Raw genomic sequence first — 26,988 nt, forward strand, 5'->3', positions numbered from 1 at the left:
ATTTAGTTGAAGTAAAGTTAAGTGTTAATAGCATATCAACACTTAACTTTTTTTATTTGTTGGAAATTGCTTGTTTTCAGATTGATTAATAAATTCCCAAAAACGTTTTAATTCTTCACGTTTCTCAGGAGACGCATCTTTAATATCTTTAAACCAGAGACCTAGTTCTGGATCGTATGTGGTTTTATCTAATATAGATGTTTCTATTCGATTAGAATTGGACACCCTGCCTAGTAAAAAATCAGTAGTAACGTTAAAAAGATCAGCGATTTTTAAAATAGTTTCCATAGGTGGTTGTTTTGTGTTATTTTCATATGCAGTATATGTAGTACGTGCAACACCTAACTTATTAGATACATATGTTTGTGTCCAAATAGAGTCTTTCTTCTTTTTTTCTTCGCGTAAACATTTCAACTGTTCTCCAAAAGTCTTCAAAATAATCACCACCATTGAGTTAAAATAGTATCTCTTATTATAAACTAATTTTTATGTTACTAATAGTAACTTGTTATTTAAGTTCCTAAGAGGAACTTTTATTGTTGACTTGTTCCTTTTAGAAACATATAATTGAATTAAGATAATCATTAGTAATATAGAGAGGAGTATTGATATGAGGAAATGGTTAAAAGATTTTAGATGCGTAAAAGGTTATACTCAAGAAGAGGTTGCAAATCAATGTAATATGTCTAGAAGTTATTACACACATATTGAAAATGGAACTAAAACACCGTCAGTTCTAATCGCTAAAAGATTGGGAAGAAGCTTGAATTTCAATTGGACTATTTTTTTTGAGAATAAATGTTCCTTAAAGGAACATAATGTGGTGAAGGGGGGATGTTAATGATTAACTTTGATATTGAATCATTCCGTAAAATAATCCGAGAAGAAGTACAAAAAGCAACTGAACATCTTCAACCAATGAAAGAATTACCGCCATTTTTAACGATTACAGAATTAATGGACCTGTTACATATTAAACGCACCAAAGCATCTGAGCTATTAAACCGTTCTGATTTTCCAGTATGTCGTGAAGCCGGGGTTCTTATTCCTACACACCTTCTTTTTAAGTGGATGGAGAATCACACTGAATGGGTAGAAAACAATACGGAGTATTACAATCCATTTAAAGAATCTGTCTAATAATAAATTACCATAGTAAGTTGTCACAAATAAATAATGCTTTAGGTACGAATGGGGGAAGTAAACGATGTCCATAGGAAAAGAAGTTGCTATGGCACGAAAACGAAAGGGAATCACCCAAGAACAACTCTCCTTAGAAATCCCCGTGAGTCGTGAGTCATTAGCAAAATATGAAACTGAACAGCGACGATTACCAGAAGATTTACGAAAATGCATTACTGAAGGAATTGATGATCCACAGTTGTTTTTTAAAATGTGGAGTGAAGCAGCAGGATATGTAAGTATCCCGTTCTTTAATGGAGAGCAAATAGATCTTCATCCTACAAGTATGAGATATATGGTTTATCAAGAGACAAATGAAGCTTTGGAACAACTCGATACAGTATGTTGGTTTAAACCTTCACAAGCTTGGTCCGAAAGTGAGAAAGAGGATTTGAAAAAGGTAATGCATGAAATCTTGGATGCTACAGGTTCAATGTTGAGCCTCGTAGCGGTCCTATGTGATCAATATGGTATTTCAATGAAAGAAGTCTTTAAGTACTGGAAAGTATCATTACGAGCTAGGAAGTATATAAAAGCTTAATTTAATTATTTTATTGGGGAGGTTTAAGTTATGACAATTGATTATGCAAGTCCAACTTTAAAGCAATATAAAATGCTAATTCGTAAGGAAGCCAATTTATATGGTGATATTCGAATTGCGGCAGTTTGTGGAGACTATATGAAAGCTAGGGACCTAAAACAAGAGAAGAAATTAATGGAGATAAGAATTCGAATTATAGAAGCAGCATTCGTGTTGAAAAACAAAAAGAAAAAAGGAAAGGCCACCGCGTAGCCTGCGATAGCCAATCATGACAATAGATAAATTATAGCATATAAGAATTTAATGCGACAAGCTATTGTGCTTGTCGTTATGACCAGGAGGATTTGTTACCCTTAATCTTTTATACATTACTTTCTGTTCATAACGATGCGTACAGTATCACATTATTAAAAATGGGGAGCAAATTATGAAAGTAGAATGTAATCGTCTATTCGACTTAGTTCTACCAGGTGATTTTGCTTTTGCAAATGAATTACATAACTGCATGGTGACATGTATTCATAACATGTTCAATGCTAGTTCATTAGATGAAGCAGATCATTGGGAGAAGGAATTAAATAGATGCGCAAAAGAATTCAAGAGCCTTCGTAATGAAAAAGAGGATCACGATGTATCAAAGAGTTATCGTGTAGTTGTTAAAAGCCTTCAAGGGCAGGGGATTAATGCATCAGTAGTTAGTCGAAGAAAATAAAAAATCTATCACTTGGCAGAGTGATAGATTTTAGACTCTTATAGAGAGTCTTTCTAAAAATAGAATTGGATTAAGTATATCAAAGCAAATCAAGTAAAACAATGGAGGATGAATAATATGGCAGTTTATAGACCTGTTCAAGTTTCATATTGGCAAGATGCTTTCGTTTTAGATCTTACACCGGAGGAAAAATACTTCTACTTATACTTAATGACTAATAGCAAAACTTCTCAGAGTGGTATCTATGAGCTTCCATTACGAGTGATAGAAATGGATACAGGGTATAACCGTGAGACTGTTGAGAAGCTGCTAGAGCGGTTTGCTGATTACGGGAAAATTCATTACAACAAAAAGACGAAAGAAATTATGTTGATTAATTGGCTTAAATTCAATGCTATTACAAATATGAATATTGAAAAGTGTGTGTTAAAAGAAATCCAGAATATTAAGTGTGAAGATTTTTTAATGGATTTTTATGAGACATGTTTAGATTTAGAACAGCAGCAAGATTTTAAAATTCCCCGTATTAAGGAATACTTCCAAGCGCGTTTTGAGTGGCTTATAAGGGGCTTCGAAGACCCTATGAAGGAAAAAGAAGAAACAAAAACAGAAACAAAAGAAAAAGAAGAAACAAAAACAAAAGAAGAAGCAGCAAGCTACTCAAGAGATAAAAAAGTTGCAGAAGAAAATCCAATAGCATTTTATGAGCAAAACTTTGGAGTTCTTAAACCATTTGTGACTGAAGGGATTAATGCGTGGATTGAAGATTTGAATGCACAGCTTGTTATTAAAGCAATGAAAATAGCTCTAGAAAAGAATGCACCTAATATGTCTTATGTACAAGGTATTTTAAGAGATTGGCATGCTAAAGGATATAAGAGTATTACTGACGTTGAAGCTGCACAAGCTCAATTCCGTAAGAAATACCAGTCTCGTGGTGGAAGAAGTAATACTAGAAAAGAAATCGTCCCTGATTGGTTACATACACAAGATACAGAAGTGCAATCTCAGTCTGTAAAGCACGATGAAATGGATTTAGAGGGTGAACGTAAACGTTTAGAACAAGTATTAGCTAAATATAAAAAAGAGGCTTAGGAGGATTGTAATGCCAAAGTAGTTAACAATATTTGATGTTGAGCCTGTAGTAGTATTCGATACTGAGAAAGCACACATTCATCGATTAAATTCTAAAGTTCGTTTTACGGATTTAGTTGTTCAAGTACCAAAGCAAGTAAGAGCTACAGATGAATTAAAACCAACAACAGCGCCAAATGATCAGTATGAATTATTTGAGGAATATACAATTGGAATTTGGAGATTTAAGCGAGTGGAAGATAAGCAGTTCGATTGGGAAGAAGCGGAGGAACTTTGCAAGTCTGCGAGAGATAATAAAGAACCGATTCCAATACGACTTTATTTATCATTAGAACAATCATTTATTCCTGATAATGTTGTGGAATATCTATAACAAAATAAAAAAGTCGAGATTGCTCCCGACTTGCTTCGACAAAATAATCATAACATATGGGAGTGGTCTTAGTGGGAATTATTAAAGAAAATCTTGTAGAAATGACAGCTGAAATAGATTTGAAAATAAACGGAATATATGTTGTTAAAAATGGTCAGGTCCAACTAATAGAACCACCTCAAGGTGGATTTGGTGAACAATCATTTGTATATCAAAGCGGAAAAGTAATTCGTATGGAAGAACGAAAAACACAGTTACTTTAATCAAATTTGAATTTTGTTAAGAAATGGGGAAATTAAAGATGAAGGAAAAACACGGATTAAGTCAATATAGGATTAATCATGCACGGGATCATGCTAGGTATATTGCAGAGAGTGTCGCTAAGATAGAGATTTTATTTCACTTATCACAGGAAAGTCATATTGACGAAGAAAAGGCTGAAAACGGAATTCAATATTTAACAAAAGAAATAGAGCGTAGCACAAAAGACCTAATAGGTTATGTAGAACAACGTGATGACATGCGATAAGAAAACTAAACAAAAGCGTTATTTTGTACAAGAATTTTTACACTTATAAACAAACATAGCAGGCAACTGACTAGATTACCCGCTATGTTCATACACTGCACGGAGGAGTGCCTTCCGTTTTGAAAGAGCGAAGCCCAGGGAGAGAGCGCTCAGATGTAGTATGTGTAATGAAGAAAAGGTTATTCGTAAATGAGAATGAAAAATTATTTTATAATGACTGGCATTCTTTTAGTTTCAAATCTTTCAAAGTCTATAGGACAATATGCAAACGTCGCTATAGGTTCTGAAGTCTCGTTTGTAAAAAAAGTGTGCTTAATTACTTCACCAGAAGAAGAATAAAAAATAATTTTGGTTTTTGATATAGGAGGAAGTGTTATTACTAGTGGTTTACTTGTCATACTAATCAGCTCCTAAATTATTTGTTTTTATATGAACTTAATATGTATTCAATAATGTATATGAATTCATTTTATAAAGTTAGTACTTTGTGAATTAAAAAATTTAGCAAAATAGTTATCTTGTAATCAAAAATAAAATACCCCGTTAGTTATAACGGGGTATTCCCACAAGGTGTGCAAGAAATTCGAGGTGACTGGACGAGAGTACTCTATGGAATTCTTTGCAATAATAATGTATTCAAAGGGATCAAAAAGGTTAATGGAAATTAAACAAAATCCTTATTTAAACAGAAAAGAGCGCCTGGGAAAACGCTCTTTAAATAAGACACATATCGAAATGAAAGGTGGAAGCAATAATATCTTATGTATGTTTTCAGGGTATGTGTAATTTTTGAACAAAATAGTTATTTTATAACCCAAAATAAAAGAACCCGTTTGTTATAAACGGATTCTTCACACAAGGTCTGCAAGAAATTCAAGGTAACTGGACCAGAGCACCTTATAGAATTTCTTTTGATATTAATGTATTCAAAGAAATTTAAAACGTTAATAGTAATTAAACAAAATTCTTATTTTGCACAACAAAGCAGCTAGTTCATAAAACTAACTGCCTGTTGTACAAAGGAAAAGCCGCACTTACAGAAATAGTTTGTAACTTTAAGTTACAGAAATAGTATGAGCAGATTTGAAAATGCTATTCGGAAATAAAAGAAAATAAAAAAGAGCAGCTAGCAAAAGCTAACTGCAATGAGAAATTACAACCATGAATTTAGGAGTATAAAATTACATGGTTGATTATAGTATGGACCCAAATATCAAGTTTATGTAACAAAAATAAACATCGAGCAGTTAATGGGGAAACTACTCGATTCGATACAACCTGGGTAAGAAGCAGATTTTATTGTGATTAGTATTAACGGAATATCGAATTTTATTCAGCTTTTAATAAAATCCTTATTTCAACAGAAAAAAAGAGCGCTATCCCGTGCGCTCTTTGACCAAGTTTAAAATCGAAAAGTATCGGCAATTAAATCTTATGTATGTTTTTAGTTTATGTGCAAGTTTGAATCAAATCTTTATTTTACTAATTTGTAAGTTGATACAGTTCCCCAAACGAAAAGAACCAAGTAAAAAAGTCTTTGTAGTAGACCTGCAGGTAAGGGGAAAAGAAAAACAAGTGAGATAAGGATTGTTATTACTATTAAGCTTAGTAAACAGAAATATGTCCATTTTCTAGTTTTTTTAAGATTCTTAGCAAAAATAAATAGTCCTGGAAATACAGTAAGCATACCTATCCAAACTAGAATAGAATGTCCAATTAGGTTTACATCTGCAGGAATTAATCCTGAAACTATAGTGGAGACTCCTATTATAAGTATAAAAAATGTTGCTATTTTATTAATTTTTGTTTTTTCTAGATGTTGTGAAATATATAGTACTCCAATACAAAATGTTATTCCATTAAGAATAAAGAGTAAATTCATCCAAAGGTGATTAGGGGAGCATATTTCATAAGGGGCTATTTCGTAGGTGAATTCTCCACAGGTTGTTACACCTAGATCACTCATTGCATGATGCAAATAGTTATAAGGTACTGTAGAAGTGAAAATAAAGAAAGGTTCAATTAAAAAGTATAGGCAAGTTGCAATCCAGCTAAATAAGCCAATCCTGTTTGATATATACATTAGATTCCTCCCTTGAAAAAAATATATTTCTATTATAGGTGGTTACATCATTAAAAGTAAAAAATTTCAAGTTAAGAGTCGATAACCCTGTTTAATAATATAGGGTTTTCTAGACAAATGTGTTTAGCGGAAAGGCGTAGAAAAAATGGATGGAGCAAAATTTAACAAAATCGTTATTTGAATAAGGACGGTGAAAAAATGAGTTTACTACAAACATTATTAGAAACAATTAATCAAGAATGGTCTAGTCAAAGTACGGATGTATTTGGAGAAGTTGATAACGTTCTATCAATAGCATATATTCCTCCTGTTTTAGCAAAAGCAATCGAAAGTGAAGGTAATAAGGTGCCAACAGAATTTGATCCTAATAAATTCAGCTCTGATGAAGATGGTGATTATTGTACGGTAGAAATCAGGGTTTGTACCGGTCAAGAAACATTGGTTGAATTTTATTACGAGTAATACAAAGTGTGAAACTGAACAAAAACGCTATTTTATTAAAAAGGAGAAAGCAGCTAGCTCAATGAACTAACTGCTTTGTCGTCCAACAATGACGATACCCACAATACTTTGTAACTTATGGTTACAACTATAGTATGAGCAGAAGCAAAAATGTTATGCAAGAAATTTAGGCCCTACAAGTAAATGATATGTAACTTTAAGTTACAGCTATATTATAAGCAGAATTAAAAATATTATGTGGAAGTGAAAAAGAACTAAATAAAAACTTCATTTTAAACAATAAAACAGCTAGCGTGATTAGCTAGCTGTCCTGTTAAGAAAAGAAAACGGTGCTTATCAAATGTGCAGTTGTAATTGCGAATTACAACTATAGTATGAACAGAGTTGTAAATGTTATGCGAAAATAATCTAATAAAAATTTCATTTTGTGATAAAGGGGAATAGATATGAAACAAGAGATACAGCAATTAGTGCATAAGGCATTAATGTACTTTCCTAAACCATTTGTAAACAGCGGTAACGAATTAATATTTGACCCTCAAAAAAATCTGTATTTTCGTTTGAAAGATGTAGAAAATGAATTGGATTTTAAATGCAAATTGTTTGCATGGTTATCAAGACCTATTAGTAAGGGAGTGAGTCCATATTGCTCAAAAAAGGTTCTGAAAAGCTTTAATTGGTTGTTAGGGATAAGTTTCACTAAAGAAGAAATGAGATTGATCTATACGTATTTAGAAACCGGAATAAACAAATCGCTGTGTGTAAAATTCGTAAAATCAGATTACGATTTATTGTTACAGACGCCCATAAATAAAAGAACAGCTAGTAAAAACTAACTGTTCAAAAATAATAAAAGATTAGCTTTCAATTTGAAGGATAAAAAGTTTCATTTATACAATGTTTTAAAATCTCCCCGCTTCTGTAAGTTCACTAGCTGGGAGGCGCCCAAATCTAACGGTACACATGCCATTTAGCTTTGTAGGTATTACTATTGTAACAAGTTCTTGACCTGCTTGATTATAGTCAACTCTGTGTATAAAAACATCCGTGCCAGGTGGGATTGATTGACCAGTTGTTGTATTTGTAATAGGTACTGGAAGATTATAAACCTGACCAACCATACCTTTAAATGAACGGAAATCATATAAATCATTGCGATAATCATATGGATGAAAATTCTGATACATAAATATCTACCCTCTTTCTAGATGTAATTTTATTTAATACATTTACCTATATATTCATTAATTTATTTCATGCATAGGCAAAAAACATAATTATGAGAAAAATTAAATAAAAGTGAAGAATCTTTTTGTATTGAATTGTATTAATCAACGTGTCCGTGATTGGCTTGTGAGGAGCTGAAATGAAAATAATCTCTATATAGAGCATTGGTTGTATTTTTTAACAAAATAATCCTTTTCTGATAAAAGGTTACTAAAATGTGAGAAAATGATATAATAATCCAAATTAAAAATTTAGTCCTACTGGAAGAACCAGCGGACATCGAACTATAAGAGCATTATTGATATTGCTCTGTAGTTTGGTGTCCGCTTTCTTGTTTTTATTAACAAAATATATAAGGGGTGTTTTTATATATGACGCAATTAACTTTCTTACCTAAAATTGATCGTAAAGCAACGCAGATTCGTGTAGAAGAGATTCTTGAAAACATTCGTATTTATAGACAATTTGGGATGATGAGACATGAGATGAAGGTTACAGCAGCTAGCGAGGTAAGATATCACGGTCCGACAAATGTAGTAGGGAAGCCAGCTGAAGATATCGCTTTAGCCAATGTTGCTATGAGTGAAAGAGAAGTGAAACTACAACGTTTGTCTTTTCAAATTGATAAGGCATTAAGTCGTTTTAGTAAAAATCAAAGGGATATTATTGTAAAAAGATATTTAGAAGATGAAGAAGTCTTTGATTACATGGTTTATAACGAAATTGGTATGAGTGAGCGTACGTATAGACGGAATAAATCTAATGCTTTTTATAAATTAGCTTTTGCTCTTAGATTAGAAGTATATGAGACAGAAGAAACTGGAGGTAATGAATAATGAATTTTGTTCAACCAATACGTGATCCAGAGCAAATACAGCATTTAAAAGAGTATTTTAAGGAAAAGAGCTTACGTAATTACATTCTCTTTATTATGGGCATTAATACAGGTCTTAGAATCTCAGATATTTTGAAACTGAAGGTCGGGGATGTCAAAGGTAGTCATATATCTATGAGGGAAATGAAAACAGGGAAACAGAAACGAATACAAATTACTGTAGCATTGAAAAGAGAACTTAAATGGTTTATTGAAGAAAGAGAAGATAACGAGTACCTATTGCAAAGTAGACAGGGTAGGAATCGTCCAATTGGTCGTAGCATGGCATATAAGATATTAAGTAGAGCAGCGGCAGAATTCGGATTAGATGAAATAGGCACATATACATTGAGAAAGACGTACGGGTACCATATGTACATGCAAACAAAAAACATAGCCTTACTCATGGAGATATTCAATCACTCGTCAGAGAAGGTCACGTTACGTTATATAGGGGTAAACCAAGATGCAATGGATAAAGCGATGACTAGGTTTAAAATCTAAGCATTGCTTTTTCTTTTTAAATCTAGGGGTATTGTAGCATTTTGAAGAAAACTCACGCTAAGAGTATGCAAGATCTTATAGAGTTCTAGTAACAAACAAGAACTCTATAAATGCGCTAGGATAGAAATGTATAAAAAATGCATAGATCCATAGAACCAAAAAAGAAAGTTCCTTGGTGGGAGTATAGTTTCCTCCCTTTTCCTTGCTACCGATAATAATACGTTATGTTAAAAAACATGTATACGATACACAAAACTAAACATATAAAACTAGTTTATAAAAAAGATTCTTTGTATATAACATGCGTCATAAAAATGATATAACGTTTTTTATTACTTTTATTTCATGCATTTATTAGTTAGGATAAAAGTTTTTGGAGGTGAATCATGTTTAATAAAAAGAAATGGGAGGGTCTTATACCGGATGATTTATTAAGTGCCTCTGCATTAGATCCAAATTTGATTGGTCCTACATTCCCACCTATTCCTTCTTTTACTTTGCCAACAGGACCAACAGGACCAACAGGACCAACAGGACCAACAGGACCAACAGGACCAACGGGATCAACAGGACCAACAGGGCCAACGGGATCAACAGGATCAACAGGGCCAACGGGATCAACAGGGCCAACGGGATCAACAGGACCAACAGGACCAACAGGACCAACGGGATCAACAGGACCAACAGGACCAACGGGATCAACAGGACCAACAGGAGATACTGGTCCAACCGGGCCATCTGGAGGGCCACCAGGACCTACCGGACCAACCGGGCCATCTGGAGGACCACCAGGACCGACTGGCCCAACGGGAGACACGGGCCCAACGGGAGACACGGGCCCAACGGGAGACACGGGCCCAACGGGAAACACTGGACTAACGGGAGACACGGGCCCAACGGGAGACACGGGCCCAACGGGAGACACCGGGCCAACGGGAGACACGGGCCCAACGGGAGACACGGGCCCAACGGGAGACACGGGCCCAACAGGAGATACTGGACCTACGGGACCAACCGCAACAATTTGTATTAGAACTGACCCCGATAATGGATGTTCTGTGGCAGAAGGAACAAACACAAAAGCAAATGGATTTGCTTCCCATGCCGAAGGGTTCTTCACAACAGCAAGTGGATTTGCCTCCCATGCCGAAGGAGCGGGCACAAAAGCAATTGGAGATGACTCTCATGCCGAAGGAGCGGGCACAACAGCAAATGGAGGGGCCTCTCATGCTGAAGGATCGACCACAACAGCAAATGGAGATACCTCCCATGCTGAAGGAAGGAGCACAACAGCAAATGGATTTGCTTCCCATGCTGAAGGGAGGAGCACAACAGCAAATGGAGAGTCTTCCCATGCTGAAGGAGATGGCACAACAGCAAGTGGATTTGCCTCTCATGCTGAGGGATGTACCACCCAGGCTATCGGGGAGTGTTCTCATGCTGAAGGATCAAGCACGATAGCAAGTGGAGAAACCTCCCATGCCGAAGGAAACTCTACAACAGCAAGTGGATTTAACTCCCATGCCGAAGGGGATGGCACAACAGCAAGTGGAGGTAACTCTCATGCCGAAGGAAGGGGCACAACAGCAAGTGGAGAGTTCTCCCATGCCGAGGGATTCTTCACGCTAGCAAGTGGGAATTTATCCCATGCTGAAGGGCAAAATACAACAGCAAGTGGATTTGCCTCCCATGCCGAAGGAAACTCTACAACAGCAAGTGGACCTGTCTCCCATACCGAAGGAATCATCACGCTAGCAAGTGGAGAGTTCTCCCATGCCGAAGGATCGAGCACAACAGCAAGTGGATTTGCCTCCCATGCCGAAGGGGGGGGCACAACAGCAAGTGGATCTGTCTCCCATGCCGAAGGGGGGGGCACAACAGCAAGTGGATTTGCCTCCCATGCCGAAGGATCAGGTACAAGAGCAAATGCAGATTTCTCCCACGCTGAAGGACTAAATACTATTGTAGATGTACTTCATCCAGGTTCTCATATCATGGGGAGAAATGGAACTACAATATTCCCTTTTTCTTGGCATTTAGCAAATGGTCTTGTTGTTGGCCCATCATTAAATTCCGCAGTAATTGAAGGAGCAACAGGAAACCTTTACCTCGACGGTACTATATTTTCTCCTGCTGCTGCGGATTATGCAGAAATGTTTGAAACGGTTGATAAAAATCCAATTGATGTCGGATACTTTGTAACTTTAGACGGGGACAAAATTCGAAAAGCAAACGCAAATGATGATTACATTCTAGGGGTAGTAAGTGCAACACCAGCTATGATTGCAGATGCAAGTGATTTACGTTGGCATAATCTTTTCGTAAAAGATGAATGGGGCAGAACTCAATATCATGAAGTTGTTGTACCAGAAAAAGAAGATGCCGATGGAAGAGTAATTCAACCAGCTTTTACAAAAAACGAACCTATATTAAACCCTGAATGGGACTCCTCACAAGAGTATATTTCGCGGCTGCAAAGACCTGAATGGGTTCCTGTAGGTCTTGTCGGAAAGCTTCTAGTTCGTGATGATGGTACTTGTCAAGTAGATGGTTATTGTAAGTCCAATGATGAGGGAATTGCAACTACATCAAATGAAGGATATCGAGTAATGAAGCGCACAGGACCAAATCAAATTATGATTTTAGTTCGTTAAAAAATAAGCAATCGTATAACATATTAAATTAATACTTTTCACTTCCAATAGTGAGACATTGTGTTAACTTACCATGTATACGATATACAAAATTAAACATATAAAACTAGTTTGTAAAAAAGGATATTTATATATAACATGTGTCATAAAAATGATATAACGTTTTTTTACTTTTATTTTGTTTATTTCTTACATTTATTAGATAGGATAAAAGTTTTTGGAGGTGAATCATGTTTAATAAAAAGAAATGGGAGGGTCTTATACCGGATGATTTATTAAGTGCCCCTGCATTAGATCCAAATTTGATTGGTCCTACATTCCCACCTATTCCTTCTTTTACTTTGCCAACAGGATCAACAGGATCAACAGGATCAACAGGACCAACAGGATCAACAGGATCAACAGGACCAACAGGATCAACAGGACCAACAGGACCAACAGGACCAACAGGATCAACAGGACCAACAGGACCAACAGGACCAACAGGATCAACAGGATTAACAGGATCAACAGGACCAACGGGACCAACAGGATCAACGGGGCCAACAGGGTCAACAGGACCGACAGGATTAACAGGACCAACGGGGCCGACAGGACTGACAGGAGATACTGGTCCAACAGGGCCATCTGGAGGGCCACCAGGACCTACCGGACCTACCGGGCCATCTGGAGGACCACCAGGACCGACGGGCCCAACGGGAGACACGGGCCCAACGGGAGACACGGGCCCAACGGGAGACACGGGCCCAACGGGAGACACGGGCCCAACGGGAGACACGGGCCCAACAGGAAACACGGGTCCAACGGGAAACACGGGCCCAACGGGAGACACCGGGCCAACGGGAGACACGGGCCCAACGGGAGACACGGGCCCAACGGGAGACACCGGGCCAACGGGAGACACGGGCCCAACGGGAGACACCGGGCCAACGGGAGACACGGGCCCAACGGGGAACACTGGACCTACAGGACCAACCGCGACAATCTGCATTAGAACTGCCCCCAATAATGGATGTTCTGTGGCAGAAGGAAGTGGTACTGTTGCAATTGGATTTGCCTCCCATGCCGAGGGAAGTGGTACTGTTGCAATTGGATCTTTCTCCCATGCCGAAGGAGTTAACACAACAGCAAGCGCAAATCGCTCCCATGCCGAAGGAGACATCACAACAGCAAGTGGATTTGCCTCCCATTCGGAAGGGCGGGAGACACTAGCAAGTGGATTTGGCTCTCATGCTGAAGGAGGGGCCACAACAGCAAGTGGAGATTTTTCCCATGCCGAAGGAGAAGGTACAACAGCAAGTGGAAATACCTCCCATGCCGAAGGAACCTTAACAAAAGCAAATGCAGATTACTCCCATGCTGAAGGGTTTAATACCACTGTAAATATAGCTCATACAGGTTCTCATATTATGGGACAAAATGGAACTACACAATTCCAATTCTCTTGGCATTTAGCAAATGGTCTTGTTGTTGGACCATCCTTAAATTCCGCTATAATTGAAGGGGCAACAGGAAATCTTTATCTCGACGGTATTGTAATATCTCCTGCTGCTGCGGACTATGCAGAAATGTTTGAAACCATTGATGGAAACTCCATTGATGTTGGATACTTTGTAACTTTAGATGGAGACGGTGACAAAATACGAAAAGCAAACGCAAATGATGATTATGTTCTAGGGGTAGTGAGTGCAACACCAGCTATGATTGCAGATGCAAGTGATTTACGTTGGCACAATCTCTTCGTAAGAGATGAATGGGGCAGAACTCAATATCATGAAGTTGTTATACCAGAGAAAAAAGATGACGATGGAAGAGTGATCCACCCATCCTTTATAAAAAACGAACCTATATTAAATCCTGAATGGGACTCCTCACAAGAGTATATCCCACGTTTACAAAGACCTGAATGGGTTCCTGTTGGTCTTGTTGGAAAACTTCTGGTTCGAGATGATGGAACATGTCAGCCAAAGAAATATTGTAAACCTAATAATGAAGGTATCGCAACTACATCAAGTGAAGGGTATCGAGTAATGAAACGCACAGGACCAAATCAAATTATGATTTTAGTTCGCTAAAAGATAAGCAACCATATAACATAGTGAATTGATGATTTTCACTTCCAATAACGATAAGTATGTAAATAAGCTGTCCGCATGGGCAGCTTATTTTATTATTTTACATAGTGTAGGCTATTTTGAAAAATGCTGGTGGTATCCCTATACAGTTACCCATAATTTTTGTACTGTGTAACTCAAAAGAGAAAGTGAAATGAAATCAATGATATTAAGGGATTCAGCGAAGCGGTCAGTTACACACAATATAAGATATGGGTAAGTGGTAGTATCAAGGAATTGAATGGTGTATATACATAAACATAAAATGTAAGGGGGAGGTAATTGTAATTCATGTTAAATGAAGAACTATTAGAAGTAATAATTAGATACAAAAGGAATACTGGAAGAAATCCTGATGTGTTAAAGCTAAATCCAACTTATTTTAGAAATATTCTAGAAGAATTGAATTATCCACACTGGATTATAAAAAAGAAAATGACAGAAATGAAAAAAAGTATTTTCGGTGTATCAGTGGAATTAACAGATGCAGTGGAAAAATTTGAACTATGAAAAAGTTGGCAGAGTCGTGACCGCTTTTTGGCAGGAAATGTGCCGGTTATTTTGGAATTAACGTGTTATATTTGTATTGTGGGAAGTGGCGGGAAACACAACTCATTATGTTGTTTTTAAAATTCTAAACGGTTCGTAATGATGGCACATAAAATCCGAAACCAGCAGATGGTAACGATTGAATGATACCGTTATTAAGGAGAGCTTTTGCTCTTCTTCCAGTTACTTAATAGTGTATTAATAGATTGATACTTAATATTAGGTGATTGGAAGAAGGATAAAACTTCATTTACCGTAACTGAAGTAAAAATTAATAATTTATATCAAAGCGTCCATTCGTGCGCTTTTTATTATTTGTGTGGGAGGTAGAATTTATATGACGGAAACACATTGAAGTGATGAAATTGCAGGGAAACATTATAGAAGAAGCTAACAAGCTGCATATAGATTTAGAGTTGCTTATACTAGTGCAGAAAAGATTATTGATCGTCTTGAAGAGAATAGAGTTATTGGTCCGTATGAAGGAAGTAAACCAAGAATAGTATTAATTAAAGAGTAGCATCCAAAACGGGTGCTTTTTTCTTTGTTATATAGAAATTACACATTAAACGTATTTAGATACTGTTTTTAGGTATAACATGAATCGACTCATCAATGGTACAGATAACGGATATTTTTCTATTTAGATTAGATGTTAAATGTACCGTGAAACTCTTGGAAATAAAATGCTGGAAAAATATAATGATATTGGTATATTACAGGAGAAGGCGCAATTGTAGAAGTAAAGGGGATATGCCCAGGTTGCATACCATATTGACCATATGAAGGATGGTGAATTAAATGTTGCCAAGTCGAAGTTGGAGCTACAACAATCCTCATCGGGAAAGGATTCATAATATAATCACTCCTAAAGTAGTATTCATGTAATAGGGTATGCGCTTACTGAATATAGATGTGCACAATCTAGGTCTATAAACATAATAATCAACGGACAGAAAATAGGGTTACTAATCTTATGATGTGTCCATTATGGGTGTTTTATTTTACTATGTAGATAGAACAAACATGTGTATAGCAATTATCGTAGGCGCTGCCGTGATCTGGGTGGTGCCTTGTTTGTTGTGAAAGATAAGGATTAACAAAACAAACTCAACTCAACCCATTTAATGGTAAATGATTAAAAATATAGTCTAATGTTACAGATCATATATTTTGTTACGTAAATTTTGATAAAAATAGAGGTAGTTAACCAAGTGAAATTTATGCAGGAAATGGTGAGGGTTTTAGGGTAAAAACAGCGTAAAATCAACAATGTATAAAAGATGTTGTAAGTGGAAGTTCTTAAAAGTGCCACAAACGTTGATATGACAGCGTATTTCCCGAATACCTTGTTTACATAAGTAACCTTATCGGTAGTCATTTTGAATATCTATTCATTTCCCATGCATGTAACAAATTTCGTTATGGATTTGTGAAAATAAGATTCTTTTCACAAAAAAAGTATGAAACTTTTCAAAAGTAGCTATTTTTATTTTGTATAATAAATTTAAGGCGAATTGAAAGGGGGATGTTAAGATGAGAAAGTTGGATCGTTTTACTAAACCGTATTTCGAAACAAGAGGAGAAATAGAAGTTGGATTGTATGAAGTAATTAGACATAAAGGTAATGAAGCTATTCCATTCGAAGAAAAATTCAGTTCATTAAAAGAGGCTAGGATGTTTATTTATCAATACGCTCATAATAATCCGGAATGGCTAAACGTAAATGGCGACATAAGCGAGTTTAACTTTAAAAATAATAGAGTGGAAAAAGAGAACCGTTGGCATGGAAATGTTATTGAAAAGGTGTATAAAGTACGATATAAAGACTTGAATGAATGGAATAAGTAATTATCAAAGTAGCGAATCTGCTGCTTTTTTATTTTGTCACCATTTCAGAAGGACATGAATATATTAGGAGTAAATAAAAAGCATAGGAGTGATAAATATGTTCTTCGCAAAGTTACGTGGCAGAAATGAAGTTCCACCAGTAGAAACGGATGCTCGAGGACAAGCTTTCTTTAAATTGAGTCGGGACGAGCTTAGTTTAAAATTTAAGTTGGAGTTATTCGATATAGAGAATGTAGTAGTTGCCCATCTGCATCTAGGAGCGAAAGGAGCGAATGGTCCTGTTGTAGCTTTTTTATTTGGACCTATAACCAATCCAGTTTCAATAGAGTGTGCAACTTTTACAGGAATGATCACTCAAGAGGATTTGGTTGGGCCGTTGGCTGGTCAAACATTAGATGCTCTTGTAAATGAAATCATCGATGGAAACATTTATATTAATGTTCATACAGTACAACATCCTAATGGCGAAATTCGTGGTCAACTGTATCATTGTTAATTAAAAGTAGCAAATCCGCTACTTTTTTATTTTGGAAAGCAATTAGCGTGAGGTGGTGTAAATGGAAGAAGAAAATATAAACGTTCCTACATGCTCTGTTTGTAATGAGCCGTGCATGTGGACATTAAAAATGCCATTAACTATTACTCATTTTGATAAAACATATCTCCGTGAAGCAAATACGGATAATGCTCATATATGCATTGAGTGTTTAGAGAAGGAAGTGCAAACAATTGGATAAGGGGGCAGGTGTTATGTAATTATGGCCAGACAACGAAGTCCAGACCGTAACAAAGCGTATGAAATATTTAAAGAACATAATGGTGATATTACGAATCGTAAAATTGCTGAATTGTTGTCTACATCCGAAAAAACTGTAAGTGAAAAAACGGTTGGCGGATGGAAATCCAAAGATGGATGGATAGACAAATTAAATGGAGTACTCCATAAAAATGAACGGAGTACTCCAAAGAAAGATACGGAGTACTCCAAAAAGAAACCAGGAGCGCCCAAGGGTAATACGAATGCTGTAAACAATCGTGGTGGAGCACCCAAGGGTAATAAAAATGCTGTCGGTAATTCCGGTGGCGCTGCTCCACTACGTAATGGTAATGCTGCTACTCATGGTTTGTATAGAAAGTACTTACCGCAAGAAATATATGATTTAAAAGAAGAATTAAAAGAAGCAGTTAACAACGATTCCTTAACAATCATTTGGGATAGTATTATGCTGCAGTACACTCAAATCATTCATGCTCAACGTATTATGTTTGTTAAAGACAACGAAGACATGACCAAAGAACTGCGGAAAAATAAACTTACGGAAAGCGGCTATGAGGAAGAGTGGGAAATTCAATTTGCTTGGGATAAGCAAGCTAGTTTCTTAAATGCTCAATCGAAAGCAATGTCAACGCTAGTAAATCTAATTGAAAAATACGATAGATTAGCTAATACAGAGGAACAAAAACTACGAATTGAGAAACTCAAGAAAGAGATCGCTGCAATTAAAGTTGATGGTGATACTAATCAGAATACAGAAGACTGGAAAGAGTCTCTTATGAAGATAGCAGAGCGTAGACGAAAACAAAAGGAAGCTGAAGCTAATGAGTAATACGGCTTTTATTGAATTTATGGAGATTATCGATGTTTATTGGGATGATCCGGTTGCGTTTGCCGAGGACATGCTGGGTTTTTATCCGGATGAATGGCAGAGAAAAGTTCTTATGGATTTGGCACAAAGTCCAAAGGTTTCAGTGCGTTCTGGCCAAGGGGTTGGTAAAACAGGTCTTGAGTCAGTTGTTGTTATTTGGTTCCTCTGCTGTAGGCCGAATCCAAAAGTTATTTGTACAGCTCCTACAAAGGAACAGTTATTTACTGTACTTTGGGCCGAAATAGCCAAATGGTTAGAAGGAAGTGCAGTTAAGAATCTTCTTAAATGGACTAAAACACGAGTATACATGATTGGTAGTGAAGAACGCTGGTTTGCTACTGCTAGAACAGCAACGAAGCCGGAGAATATGCAGGGTTTCCACGAAGATTATATGTTATTTGTATGTGATGAAGCTTCTGGTATAGCAGATCCTATTATGGAAGCTATACTTGGTACTTTATCTGGTGCAGAAAATAAATTGTTTTTATGCGGAAACCCAACAAGAACAAGCGGTGTTTTTTATGATTCTCATAATCGTGACAGAGATTTATATAAAATACATAAAGTCTCTAGCTTAGATAGCCCTCGAACCAGTAAAGACAATATAGAAGTATTGAAAAAGAAATACGGTGAGGGTTCGGACGTTTGGCGTGTACGTGTACTTGGTGAATTTCCTAAAGCAGAAGCAGATGCTTTTATTCCACTAGAAATTGTAGAGCAAGCAGCATCTTGTAAAGTAGAGCCGACTGGTGAAACACTTGACTTAGGTGTTGACGTTGCGCGATTTGGTGATGATGAAACTGTAATTGCTCCAAGGATAGGAAATAAAGTCTTTAAATTATTAAACCACTATAAACAAGATACTATGGAAACTGCTGGTCATGTATTGAAATTAGCTAAGGAATACATGGCAAAGTACAAGCAGTTAAAAAGAGTTGATATAAAAGTCGATGATAGTGGCGTTGGTGGTGGTGTTACGGACAGATTGAAAGAAGTTATTAAATCTGAACGATTACCATTCAAAGTATATCCAGTTGTGAATAACGGGAAGCCACTTGATGATGAGCATTATGATAATGCAGGTACAGAAGGCTGGGCCGTTGTAAGAGATTTACTTGAAGAGAATATGAAAGCATTTATACAGGGTGAAGAACCTACAATGGAGATTCCAAATGATGAAAAAATGATTTCTCAATTTTCTAGCCGTAAATACAGAATAACAAGTAGAGGTAAGATTGCATTAGAGCGAAAAGAAGAAATGAAGAAACGCGGATTGCAATCACCCGATAGAGCAGATGCTATAGTTCTAGCCTTCTATAAACCGAAAGTAGTTATGGGTGGGAAGGTTAAAAGAGTGTAGTCGGACATTTATTGTTCGGCTATTTCTTTTGCTCTCTATTAATAGAAGAAAGGAGGACACACAAACGATATGAGCGATAAGAAAACCATAAAGAATGTAAAAGTATTTGGTATTAATAAAGCAGCAGATGATCCAAAGAATAGGGAAGACAACAGTAAGCAAATGGCTGTAGATCCATTCGCGCAAATATATGGCGATAAAGGGTTGGTTAAACCACCTTATGATATGTCGGTGCTGCTGGAAATAAAGGAAAGTAATCCAATCCATTCTGCTTGTATTAGCGCAAAAGTCGATGATATTGCTGGTGTTGGTTTTGACTTTGCTCCTTTTGAAGAAGTAAAAGAAGCAGCGAGTCAGGAGCAATATAAAAGGTTAAAAGACTTTATGCGAAATTGCAATCCGGAAATGACAAGCTCAGAGATCATAAGGGCGGTATGGGATGATTACGAAACCGTTGGATGGGGCATTATTGAAGTTGTTCGTAATATCAAGGATGAACCGTCAGAACTATACCACATTCCAGCTCATACAGTACGTGCTCATAAGGACAAAATACGCTTTGCTCAAATTGTAAATAACAAAGAACGATGGTTTAAAAAGTTCGGTTATCCTGATGATTTCCGTCTTGCTGATGGTAGACCTTTAATTGAAGAAGATATTGCAGAAAGCGGAACAGAAAAAGCCGGAGAAGTAATTGTTATTCGTAAATTTGGTTCTCGTTCTTCATATTACGGAATACCTAATTATGTTAGTTCTATTGGCTCAATAGTTGGCTCTCAAGCGGTAAGAGATTACAATATTAACTTTTTTACAGGCAAGACTATTCCAGACGCTCTGCTATTCCTTGAGGGTGTCGATGAAATAGATGAGGGAACAGAAAACGAACTAAAAGCATTTTTCTCTGCAGAAACTAAGGGTGAACATCATAAGTTGGCCGTAGTTCCTGTTCCACCAGGAGCAACAGCTAAGTTAGAAAAAGTCAGTCCAGACGTAAAGGAAGGTAGTTTCCGTTTATATAAGCAGGATAGCGCAATGGAGATATGTGTGGCCCATCGTGTACCGCCTTATCGCATAGGTTGGGCTATGACAGGTTCGTTGGGGCAAACAACCGCTAAAGAAATGAACGAGATGTATAAGCGCTCTATTATAGAGCCTGGTCAAGAAATCTTAGAACATCGATTAAATAATCAATTGTTCCGTGTATTTGCTGAAATACTAGGTGGTTTAGATTGGTATTTCAAATTAAATGAAATCGATACGGATGATCGTGAAGCAGATTTGAAGTATGCAAAAGACAGTTATGAAGGTGGAATATTAAAACTGAATGAGTCCCGCAAGGTAGTAGGTTATGAACCTGTACCAGAAGGGGATAAATTCTTTGATGGTACAACTGAACCTTCTCTACCGGAACCTATTGCAAAAGCTGCAGATAGTGAGCAAGATAACTTAATTGCTATTAATGCATTTAGGGAAAAGCATGAAGAAGTAGAGAAAGCTATGCAAAAGAAGGTAGCTGATTTTTTTCTGAACAGGGAAAACGGCTCTTAAACCTGCTTCCCGTAATTCGTATTAATAAAGCAGATGAAGAGATTGATCTTGTAATTGCAGAAGCAGAAGTTGATGAATTTCTGGATAGTGTTGATTGGGATGAAGAACGACAAATGTTTGTCGATGAAGTCACAGACACACTACAGGATGATGTAACAGAGTTTGTACAGAGTGCTATAGCTTCTAACGGTTTAACCTGGATGGTATTAGATCCAATTGGTGACGTTGCTGCAAAATGGGTAGCTACTTACGCTTTTGAATTAGCAAAGGGAATCCATGAAACCACTAAAGAAAGATTAAGAGAAACAATGCTAAAGAATCTTAGTGAAGGAATGGGTGTCGATGCATTAAGTGTTTCTATTGCAGATGTGATGTCAGAAGCAAGTAACTACAGAGCAATGATGATTGCACGTACAGAAACAACATATGCAATGAATTACGGCAATTTAATTGCTTATAAGGGCGCAAATAGAAATAAGAAAACATGGCTTACAGGAAACGATGAGCGTGTTTGTAAAGAATGTGGTGGTTTACATGGGGAAACGGTAGGTATTGATGATCTATTTAGTAATGGAAAGATGTGTCCGCCAGCGCATCCACATTGCCGCTGCACTATGATTTCAGAAGAGTAATAAAATACACCTATTTGATTGGGGTTTCATCGTCAAAACGTATGCGGCTTTAAATTGGCTATTATGCGTTTTGACAGTGGAACCCCAATATTTATAGGGAAGGAGGTAAAACGATGGGATATGAACTAAAAAACGCCAATATCAGCTATGTTTCATTAGTTACAAAGGGCGCTAATGGTCGTCAATTCGCCATTATGAAAAGCGAATCTACTAAACAATCAAATATATCAAAACAAGTTCCAATCCTTAAAACAGAGGAAGAGAAGCAACTTGTTACAGGCGTGGTATACGAACCGGATGTAGAGGATTCACACGGGGACACAATGACCGCAGAGGAAATTGAAAAGGCTGCATATACCTTTATGGAAAATTACCAACACATCGATAAACAACACGATGAAATTGCTGGTAAAGGGACGGTTGTTGAAAACTGGATTGCTAAAAGTGATATGACAGTAGGCGAACAAGAAGTAAAAGCAGGAACATGGCTTATGACTGTTCGTGTTGATGATACAGACACCTGGGAAGAAATTAAAAAGGGTGATGTAACTGGCTTTTCAATGGGTGGATTTGGTGAACGTGTTGAAATTGCCAAGACTGGTGATTTTACTCATGAAGATAAAGGCCTTATTCGAAAAATGCTAGATTTCGTTAAAGGTGAAACTCACAAAATCGCAAAAGGTGAAGTAAAAGACCGCTTTGTTGATGAAAAACAAAAGCGTGATTTGCGGGCTGTTTTTAATTTATTTGAAGATGTGTTCTATTGGGAGATTTGGGAAAGTAACCCCGATATCGACCGTATGGCAGCTGCTCTTGATGATATGAAGGACATACTTTCTTCTATTAAAGGCGGTTATACCATTGCGAAATCAGAGGACAGTGTACAAGCAGAAAGCATTGTTTTAGAAAGTATTAAAAAAGCTGGGAAGGTATTATCCCAAAAGAATCATACAAAATTAGATGAAGCATTAGCTTTAATTACCGAAATAAAAGAAGCAGCTTCACCACAGGAGGAAGACGAAATGAAAGCAGAAGATATTGCAGAGATTGTTAAACAAGCAGTGGAACCACTAGCTACTAAGTTAGAAAAGATTGAAAAGCAGGTGAATGGTGAAGAGGTAGAACCGACGCCAGAAGAGCAAACAGAGGAAGAAAAAGCTGCAGCAGTTATTCAAAAAGCACTAGAACCAATTACAAAGCGACTTGAAAATATCGAAAATGCTGCTTCTATCCGTAAAGGTTTAGATCCAGATGAAGAAGTTACACCAGGACAACAACAAATTAAAAAATCTAAATGGGCAGGATTGAACCTGTAAGAGGAGGATTTATCATTATGACAATGACTAACGCACAATTATTAAAACGTTTAGATCGTATTGAAAAGGCAGCAATGACAACAAGTGGAATGAATGCAGGGTTATTAAATCCAGAACAAAGTAAAGAGTTCTTCCGTATGGCATTTGATACAACGCCATTCTCACAATTACACCGTAAAGAAATGCGTAAAGCAAAACAAGGTGAATTAGATAAAATTGCAATTGGTGGCCGTATCTTACGCAAGAAAACAGAAAACAGCGATGATAATTACCGCGCAGGTGTTCAAACTTCTAAAATTGAGTACAATACAAAGGCTATTCGTTTACCTTGGGAAATTACAGAAGAATTACTCCGCGAAAATATTGAAGGTGAAGGTTATGAAGATACTGTAATGGCTCTTATGTCTACACAATTAGGTATCGATTTAGAGGATTTACATTGGAATGGTGATACAGACTCTCCCGACGGAATGTTATCTATCAATGATGGATGGTTGAAAAAAATCAAGAAATCAAAAGAGTCTCATATTGTCGATCACTCTAAGTTAGTAACTGGTACAGGTGAAGCAGCCGCAGCGAATGGATTTGGAAAAGGTTCTATCTTCGCTTTATCCGGTGCGATGCCAAATAAATATAAAAACAGCAATTTACGTTGGATTATGTCCCCAAGCCGTAGAGAGAAATGGATTGAGTATTTAACAAATCGTCCTACTGGCGCTGGTGATGCTGCGTTACTTGGAGCAGGAGATCAAGTTAATAAACCAATGGGATACGGAATTGTTACGGTTCCATCTTTAGAAGACGATGTTATTATTCTTGCAGACCCTAAAAACTTTATTGCAGTTAATACATACGACACTCGTGTTCGTAAAACTACAGAAGGTAAAACTGCAGTAATGGAAGATAAACGATTCTATGTAATTCACTTTGATGATGATGCTGTAATTCAAGAAATGGATGCAGTAGCAATCCTAACAAATATTCCGGATACGTTTGGAGCTTAATATCCAGGCGTATTTTTTATGAGAATAAACCCTTTGTTGTTAGGGTTTTGAATGTATACTTTTTTATTATTTTCTTGTTTTTAATAGAAAACGAGATAGAACCAATAAAATCAACAATACGAATGTAAACTTTCATGTAATAGTTTACATTCGTGAAAGGGGTGTTAATTATGAAAGTAGTTATGCTGCGATACGGCGGCACTTACACCGCTTATGGACAAAAGTTTAAGAATGGCCAAGAAGAAACAGTTGCAAATGAAAAAGCTGATTACCTTGTAAGCACTGGACATTTTGAACTTGTAAAATAAGTCGATAAGAAGGAGAAAGAAACATAATGGATATTACCTTGCAGGACATTAAAGACCGCGTAAATGTGCAAAAGATGCCTGATACAGTAATTCAAGAACTAATAGATTACTATGCAGTTATTACTAGAAAGTATTTAAGAGTTAAGCCGGAGAATCCAATGAAAGAAGTCATTCAAACAAGTAAACTAGCGTGGCTTTCTTTTCCTGCTGAATCTATAGCAAAAGTAACTCATGTTAGTTCGAAACAAGATATGACCGATTCTATTACTGTAAATGGGCGGATTGTTTATGGTTTATCCGAAAATCAGTTATATGAATTCGAATATAAGATACAAGATTATGATGATCTGCAGGTACTTATGAAGAAATGTATTATTGATTTGGTTGTTTCTGCAGTAGTTCGTGCTAACTTACAACGAAAAGGTATGAAGACATCGGAGAGTATTGGGGATTATTCGTACCAGATTAGCCCAGAAACGCTAGATGAACCAGCTACAAACAATAAGATACTCAATGGTTTAAAAGGCTTTAGAGCAAGAGTTAAGCCGGTGATGGCCACATGAACGAAATGTATTTCGATGATGGTGGAATGGATGATTTATATATTCATGAGGTAGTTGTAAAACGAAAAAAGAAAAAGAAGCAATCTGCTGGTAACTATGCAGAAGTACCAGAGGACGTTTACGAGAAGATGATTTGCCGTGTAACTACTAATTCTGCTACTGATAATGAGAGATTTAAGCGTGATAAACAGAATTTCGATACAACCTTTAAGATATATGCACCTGCTTCTTACATAATTAAACCCAATGATCTAATTCATTTCAAAAATGAAGATGTGGGTGTTGATTATACATTTGAAGTAAAAGGAGAGCCGCGTAATCCTGCATTTATGAATCATCACATTGAAATTTATTGCGAAAAGGTATGATTCTATATGGCGAATTCAGTAGAAATTGAGTACTTAAGTAATATGGAGCAAGTAAAGACGCATATTAACGCTATGTGTGTTGAAAAAGTCACAGCAGCATCTATTCATTTACAAAATCAAGTTAAGAAGAACCTCACAGGCAGCCGTAGCGGTAAGCAATACAAAATACCTCATACGAGTCGTAAATATACTGCTTCTAAACCAGGTGAAGCTCCTGCTGTTCGTACCGGTGACTTGTTAAATTCGATTAAATACAATGTTAAACGGTCACAATCAGAGGTATTGGGTGCAGTAGGGAGCGATTTGAAAAAAGCAATATGGCTTGAAACTGGTACAAGTCATATGGAAGCCCGTCCATTCCTATTAAAAGCGTTTGAAAAAGAACGTAGAGAACTTAAAAGAATGATGGGAGGGTAATACATGTCTAACGCTATTGCAGCTATTAGAATGCTTGTAGAGAACGATGAAATAATAAAAGATAATCTATCAGAGTATGGTGAAGGCGAGGACAAAGGGCCTGCTCTTTCATTCCAAACTGCACAAGATGATATGGAAATGCCTTATGTAGTGATGAGAATTGAAGCAGATAATCCGGATGATGTTGAAATTATAGATCGTATGATTCTAAATTTCGATGTGTATTGTGATAATGGGGATTATGATAAGGCAAAGTTAATTGCTACACGTATTGAGAAGTTACTAGATAGAGAAGTTGGTTTAAAAGATGATGGGATACTTTCTATACATCGTGCAGGTAAACTGCCGGTACCAGATGAAGACCCATCTATCATTCATATAAATGCAAAATTCCTTGTTCGAACATTTCGAACGGACTTGTATTAGGAGGTAGAACAAATGGCTTGGAAATTGATTAACGGTGTCCGCGAAGGCACGACTGATAATTTTGTTATCGGTCCCGGTGTTATTTACAAAAATTTTAAAAGCATAAAAGAATTAGGCGAAATGGTTGGAGCGACTACCGGCGGAACAAAAGTCGGTTTTGATCGTGAATATTATGATGCAGATATTGATGGTGTCCTTGGTCATTTAGTGCGCGGTAAATGGCTTTTAAAAGATGTACCGCACGTTGAGGTTACATTAGTTGAATTTACAAAAGAAAACCTACAGTTGGCTTTACCTGGGATGACGGTAGATAGCACTACAGAAGAGGATTACGATATTATGAAACCTTCAAATGATATTCCAGATTCAAATTACCATGATATCGCACTAATCGGTATGATTTCGGGTAGTGAATTACCTGTTATTTTCGTAATTCGCAATGCAATGGTAGTCTCATCTATTGAAGTAGATCTAAAAGATGGTAAAGGAACGGTTGGTTTGAAATGTAAATTTATCGGTCATTACAGTGAATCTGCACCATCTACGCCACCGTATGAAATTTATGTACCAAAGAAAAAGAAAACTGCAGCAACTAAAGCGCCGGCTACCGCATAAATGGTAGTCGGTTTTCTATTACATAAAACAAGCTA

36 protein-coding genes and 1 pseudogene are annotated in these 26,988 nt (G+C 36.7%); 32 read left to right on the forward strand and 5 right to left on the reverse strand.

Going from position 1 to position 26,988, the window contains the following annotated elements; all coding sequences use genetic code 11:
* Positions 1 to 42: 42 nt before the first annotated feature.
* Positions 43 to 435 carry a helix-turn-helix transcriptional regulator gene (locus V7S45_RS10285; protein ID WP_098920106.1) on the reverse strand — a complete coding sequence of 131 codons (393 nt, stop codon included), beginning with the start codon at positions 433 to 435 and terminating at the stop codon, positions 43 to 45.
* A 175-nt stretch (positions 436 to 610) separates the two neighbouring features.
* Between V7S45_RS10285 and V7S45_RS10290 the strand changes: the two genes are divergently transcribed.
* The 9 genes from V7S45_RS10290 to V7S45_RS10330 all read left to right on the forward strand — a co-directional run bounded on the left by V7S45_RS10290 (position 611) and on the right by V7S45_RS10330 (position 4,432).
* Positions 611 to 841 carry a helix-turn-helix transcriptional regulator gene (locus tag V7S45_RS10290; RefSeq protein ID WP_342761771.1) on the forward strand — a complete coding sequence of 77 codons (231 nt, stop codon included), beginning with the start codon at positions 611 to 613 and terminating at the stop codon, positions 839 to 841.
* Positions 841 to 1,140, forward strand: a complete 300-nt coding sequence (locus V7S45_RS10295) for a DNA-binding protein (RefSeq protein ID WP_097859869.1) — start codon at positions 841 to 843, stop codon at positions 1,138 to 1,140. Before V7S45_RS10290 ends, V7S45_RS10295 begins: the two co-directional genes overlap by 1 nt.
* 67 nt (positions 1,141 to 1,207) lie before the next feature.
* On the forward strand, positions 1,208 to 1,723 hold the full coding sequence (locus V7S45_RS10300) for a helix-turn-helix transcriptional regulator (protein WP_342761772.1): 516 nt from the start codon (positions 1,208 to 1,210) through the stop codon (positions 1,721 to 1,723).
* Positions 1,724 to 1,753: 30 nt separating this feature from the next.
* Positions 1,754 to 1,975, forward strand: a complete 222-nt coding sequence (locus V7S45_RS10305) for an RNA polymerase subunit sigma (protein WP_342761773.1) — start codon at positions 1,754 to 1,756, stop codon at positions 1,973 to 1,975.
* Between the two features lie 175 nt (positions 1,976 to 2,150).
* Entirely contained in the window at positions 2,151 to 2,435 is a 285-nt protein-coding gene (locus V7S45_RS10310; protein ID WP_076537216.1) for a hypothetical protein, read from the forward strand.
* A 117-nt stretch (positions 2,436 to 2,552) separates the two neighbouring features.
* Positions 2,553 to 3,530 carry a DnaD domain protein gene (locus V7S45_RS10315; RefSeq protein WP_342761774.1) on the forward strand — a complete coding sequence of 326 codons (978 nt, stop codon included), beginning with the start codon at positions 2,553 to 2,555 and terminating at the stop codon, positions 3,528 to 3,530.
* Between the two features lie 28 nt (positions 3,531 to 3,558).
* Positions 3,559 to 3,903 carry a cell division protein SepF gene (locus V7S45_RS10320; RefSeq protein ID WP_342761913.1) on the forward strand — a complete coding sequence of 115 codons (345 nt, stop codon included), beginning with the start codon at positions 3,559 to 3,561 and terminating at the stop codon, positions 3,901 to 3,903.
* Positions 3,904 to 3,974: 71 nt separating this feature from the next.
* Positions 3,975 to 4,166 carry a DUF3954 domain-containing protein gene (locus V7S45_RS10325; RefSeq protein WP_000511367.1) on the forward strand — a complete coding sequence of 64 codons (192 nt, stop codon included), beginning with the start codon at positions 3,975 to 3,977 and terminating at the stop codon, positions 4,164 to 4,166.
* A 38-nt stretch (positions 4,167 to 4,204) separates the two neighbouring features.
* Positions 4,205 to 4,432, forward strand: a complete 228-nt coding sequence (locus V7S45_RS10330; protein ID WP_088345964.1) for a hypothetical protein — start codon at positions 4,205 to 4,207, stop codon at positions 4,430 to 4,432.
* Positions 4,433 to 4,635: 203 nt separating this feature from the next.
* On the opposite strand, the gene V7S45_RS10335 is transcribed toward V7S45_RS10330, so the two are convergent.
* Positions 4,636 to 4,830, reverse strand: coding sequence for a hypothetical protein (locus V7S45_RS10335; protein WP_088345966.1), 195 nt, complete (start codon positions 4,828 to 4,830; stop codon positions 4,636 to 4,638).
* Positions 4,831 to 5,906: 1,076 nt separating this feature from the next.
* On the reverse strand, positions 5,907 to 6,515 hold the full coding sequence (locus V7S45_RS10340; protein WP_166695773.1) for a DUF998 domain-containing protein: 609 nt from the start codon (positions 6,513 to 6,515) through the stop codon (positions 5,907 to 5,909).
* Positions 6,516 to 6,713: 198 nt separating this feature from the next.
* Here V7S45_RS10340 and V7S45_RS10345 point away from each other — a divergent pair, with 198 nt between their 5' ends.
* Positions 6,714 to 6,977: a hypothetical protein gene (locus V7S45_RS10345; protein ID WP_342761775.1), complete on the forward strand. Its 264-nt coding sequence runs from the start codon at positions 6,714 to 6,716 to the stop codon at positions 6,975 to 6,977.
* A 446-nt stretch (positions 6,978 to 7,423) separates the two neighbouring features.
* Positions 7,424 to 7,813, forward strand: a complete 390-nt coding sequence (locus V7S45_RS10350; protein WP_342761776.1) for a hypothetical protein — start codon at positions 7,424 to 7,426, stop codon at positions 7,811 to 7,813.
* A gap of 66 nt (positions 7,814 to 7,879) precedes the next feature.
* Here the strand turns inward: V7S45_RS10350 and V7S45_RS10355 are convergent, their stop codons facing one another.
* A complete protein-coding gene (locus tag V7S45_RS10355) occupies positions 7,880 to 8,164 on the reverse strand; it encodes a hypothetical protein (protein WP_342761777.1) in 285 nt (94 codons plus the stop codon).
* 411 nt (positions 8,165 to 8,575) lie between these two features.
* On the opposite strand from V7S45_RS10355, the gene V7S45_RS10360 reads away from it, so the two are divergent.
* The 6 genes and pseudogenes from V7S45_RS10360 to V7S45_RS10385 form a co-directional block, all read left to right on the forward strand.
* Positions 8,576 to 9,040, forward strand: coding sequence for an ArpU family phage packaging/lysis transcriptional regulator (locus tag V7S45_RS10360; protein ID WP_342761778.1), 465 nt, complete (start codon positions 8,576 to 8,578; stop codon positions 9,038 to 9,040).
* Positions 9,040 to 9,582, forward strand: coding sequence for a site-specific integrase (locus V7S45_RS10365; protein WP_342761779.1), 543 nt, complete (start codon positions 9,040 to 9,042; stop codon positions 9,580 to 9,582). The genes V7S45_RS10360 and V7S45_RS10365 overlap by 1 nt, the downstream gene beginning before the upstream one ends.
* A 386-nt stretch (positions 9,583 to 9,968) precedes the next feature.
* Positions 9,969 to 12,236 carry a peptidase G2 autoproteolytic cleavage domain-containing protein gene (locus V7S45_RS10370; RefSeq protein ID WP_342761780.1) on the forward strand — a complete coding sequence of 756 codons (2,268 nt, stop codon included), beginning with the start codon at positions 9,969 to 9,971 and terminating at the stop codon, positions 12,234 to 12,236.
* A gap of 230 nt (positions 12,237 to 12,466) precedes the next feature.
* Complete coding sequence (locus V7S45_RS10375; RefSeq protein ID WP_342761781.1) at positions 12,467 to 14,311, forward strand: peptidase G2 autoproteolytic cleavage domain-containing protein; 1,845 nt, start codon at positions 12,467 to 12,469, stop codon at positions 14,309 to 14,311.
* Between the two features lie 330 nt (positions 14,312 to 14,641).
* The gene (locus V7S45_RS10380; protein WP_342761782.1) at positions 14,642 to 14,860 is read left to right on the forward strand and encodes a hypothetical protein; all 219 of its coding nucleotides are present in this window, start codon (positions 14,642 to 14,644) and stop codon (positions 14,858 to 14,860) included.
* A 457-nt stretch (positions 14,861 to 15,317) separates the two neighbouring features.
* A pseudogene (locus tag V7S45_RS10385) lies at positions 15,318 to 15,419 on the forward strand (DNA translocase FtsK); the annotation flags it as partial.
* Between the two features lie 128 nt (positions 15,420 to 15,547).
* Here the strand turns inward: V7S45_RS10385 and V7S45_RS10390 are convergent.
* Positions 15,548 to 15,754 carry a hypothetical protein gene (locus V7S45_RS10390; RefSeq protein WP_089607437.1) on the reverse strand — a complete coding sequence of 69 codons (207 nt, stop codon included), beginning with the start codon at positions 15,752 to 15,754 and terminating at the stop codon, positions 15,548 to 15,550.
* 681 nt (positions 15,755 to 16,435) lie between these two features.
* Here V7S45_RS10390 and V7S45_RS10395 point away from each other — a divergent pair.
* From V7S45_RS10395 to V7S45_RS10465, 15 genes are all read left to right on the forward strand, one after another.
* Positions 16,436 to 16,750, forward strand: a complete 315-nt coding sequence (locus V7S45_RS10395; RefSeq protein WP_342761783.1) for a hypothetical protein — start codon at positions 16,436 to 16,438, stop codon at positions 16,748 to 16,750.
* A 97-nt stretch (positions 16,751 to 16,847) separates the two neighbouring features.
* Positions 16,848 to 17,246, forward strand: a complete 399-nt coding sequence (locus V7S45_RS10400) for a CHRD domain-containing protein (protein WP_342761784.1) — start codon at positions 16,848 to 16,850, stop codon at positions 17,244 to 17,246.
* A 61-nt stretch (positions 17,247 to 17,307) separates the two neighbouring features.
* A complete protein-coding gene (locus V7S45_RS10405; protein WP_000390759.1) occupies positions 17,308 to 17,487 on the forward strand; it encodes a hypothetical protein in 180 nt (59 codons plus the stop codon).
* Positions 17,488 to 17,508: 21 nt separating this feature from the next.
* Complete coding sequence (gene terS / locus V7S45_RS10410; RefSeq protein WP_242805855.1) at positions 17,509 to 18,357, forward strand: phage terminase small subunit; 849 nt, start codon at positions 17,509 to 17,511, stop codon at positions 18,355 to 18,357.
* On the forward strand, positions 18,350 to 19,756 hold the full coding sequence (locus V7S45_RS10415) for a DEAD/DEAH box helicase family protein (RefSeq protein WP_342761785.1): 1,407 nt from the start codon (positions 18,350 to 18,352) through the stop codon (positions 19,754 to 19,756). Before terS ends, V7S45_RS10415 begins: the two co-directional genes overlap by 8 nt.
* 69 nt (positions 19,757 to 19,825) lie before the next feature.
* The gene (locus tag V7S45_RS10420; RefSeq protein WP_342761786.1) at positions 19,826 to 21,304 is read left to right on the forward strand and encodes a phage portal protein; all 1,479 of its coding nucleotides are present in this window, start codon (positions 19,826 to 19,828) and stop codon (positions 21,302 to 21,304) included.
* A 113-nt stretch (positions 21,305 to 21,417) separates the two neighbouring features.
* Positions 21,418 to 21,936, forward strand: a complete 519-nt coding sequence (locus V7S45_RS10425) for a phage minor head protein (RefSeq protein ID WP_342761787.1) — start codon at positions 21,418 to 21,420, stop codon at positions 21,934 to 21,936.
* A 113-nt stretch (positions 21,937 to 22,049) separates the two neighbouring features.
* Positions 22,050 to 23,252, forward strand: a complete 1,203-nt coding sequence (locus tag V7S45_RS10430; protein ID WP_342761788.1) for an XkdF-like putative serine protease domain-containing protein — start codon at positions 22,050 to 22,052, stop codon at positions 23,250 to 23,252.
* A 17-nt stretch (positions 23,253 to 23,269) separates the two neighbouring features.
* On the forward strand, positions 23,270 to 24,256 hold the full coding sequence (locus V7S45_RS10435; RefSeq protein WP_342761789.1) for a phage major capsid protein: 987 nt from the start codon (positions 23,270 to 23,272) through the stop codon (positions 24,254 to 24,256).
* 170 nt (positions 24,257 to 24,426) lie between these two features.
* The gene (locus tag V7S45_RS10440) at positions 24,427 to 24,564 is read left to right on the forward strand and encodes a YqbF domain-containing protein (RefSeq protein ID WP_342761790.1); all 138 of its coding nucleotides are present in this window, start codon (positions 24,427 to 24,429) and stop codon (positions 24,562 to 24,564) included.
* A 26-nt stretch (positions 24,565 to 24,590) separates the two neighbouring features.
* Entirely contained in the window at positions 24,591 to 25,127 is a 537-nt protein-coding gene (locus V7S45_RS10445) for a hypothetical protein (protein ID WP_342761791.1), read from the forward strand.
* The gene (locus tag V7S45_RS10450) at positions 25,124 to 25,495 is read left to right on the forward strand and encodes a hypothetical protein (protein ID WP_199670458.1); all 372 of its coding nucleotides are present in this window, start codon (positions 25,124 to 25,126) and stop codon (positions 25,493 to 25,495) included. Before V7S45_RS10445 ends, V7S45_RS10450 begins: the two co-directional genes overlap by 4 nt.
* 6 nt (positions 25,496 to 25,501) lie before the next feature.
* On the forward strand, positions 25,502 to 25,912 hold the full coding sequence (locus tag V7S45_RS10455; protein ID WP_342761792.1) for an HK97-gp10 family putative phage morphogenesis protein: 411 nt from the start codon (positions 25,502 to 25,504) through the stop codon (positions 25,910 to 25,912).
* Between the two features lie 3 nt (positions 25,913 to 25,915).
* Positions 25,916 to 26,338 carry a hypothetical protein gene (locus tag V7S45_RS10460; protein WP_086389807.1) on the forward strand — a complete coding sequence of 141 codons (423 nt, stop codon included), beginning with the start codon at positions 25,916 to 25,918 and terminating at the stop codon, positions 26,336 to 26,338.
* Between the two features lie 12 nt (positions 26,339 to 26,350).
* Complete coding sequence (locus tag V7S45_RS10465) at positions 26,351 to 26,953, forward strand: hypothetical protein (RefSeq protein ID WP_000312356.1); 603 nt, start codon at positions 26,351 to 26,353, stop codon at positions 26,951 to 26,953.
* Positions 26,954 to 26,988: the final 35 nt, after the last annotated feature.

It is taken from the genome of Bacillus sp. BR3(2024), from assembly GCF_039134555.1.
Lineage (GTDB): Bacteria > Bacillota > Bacilli > Bacillales > Bacillaceae_G > Bacillus_A > Bacillus_A cereus.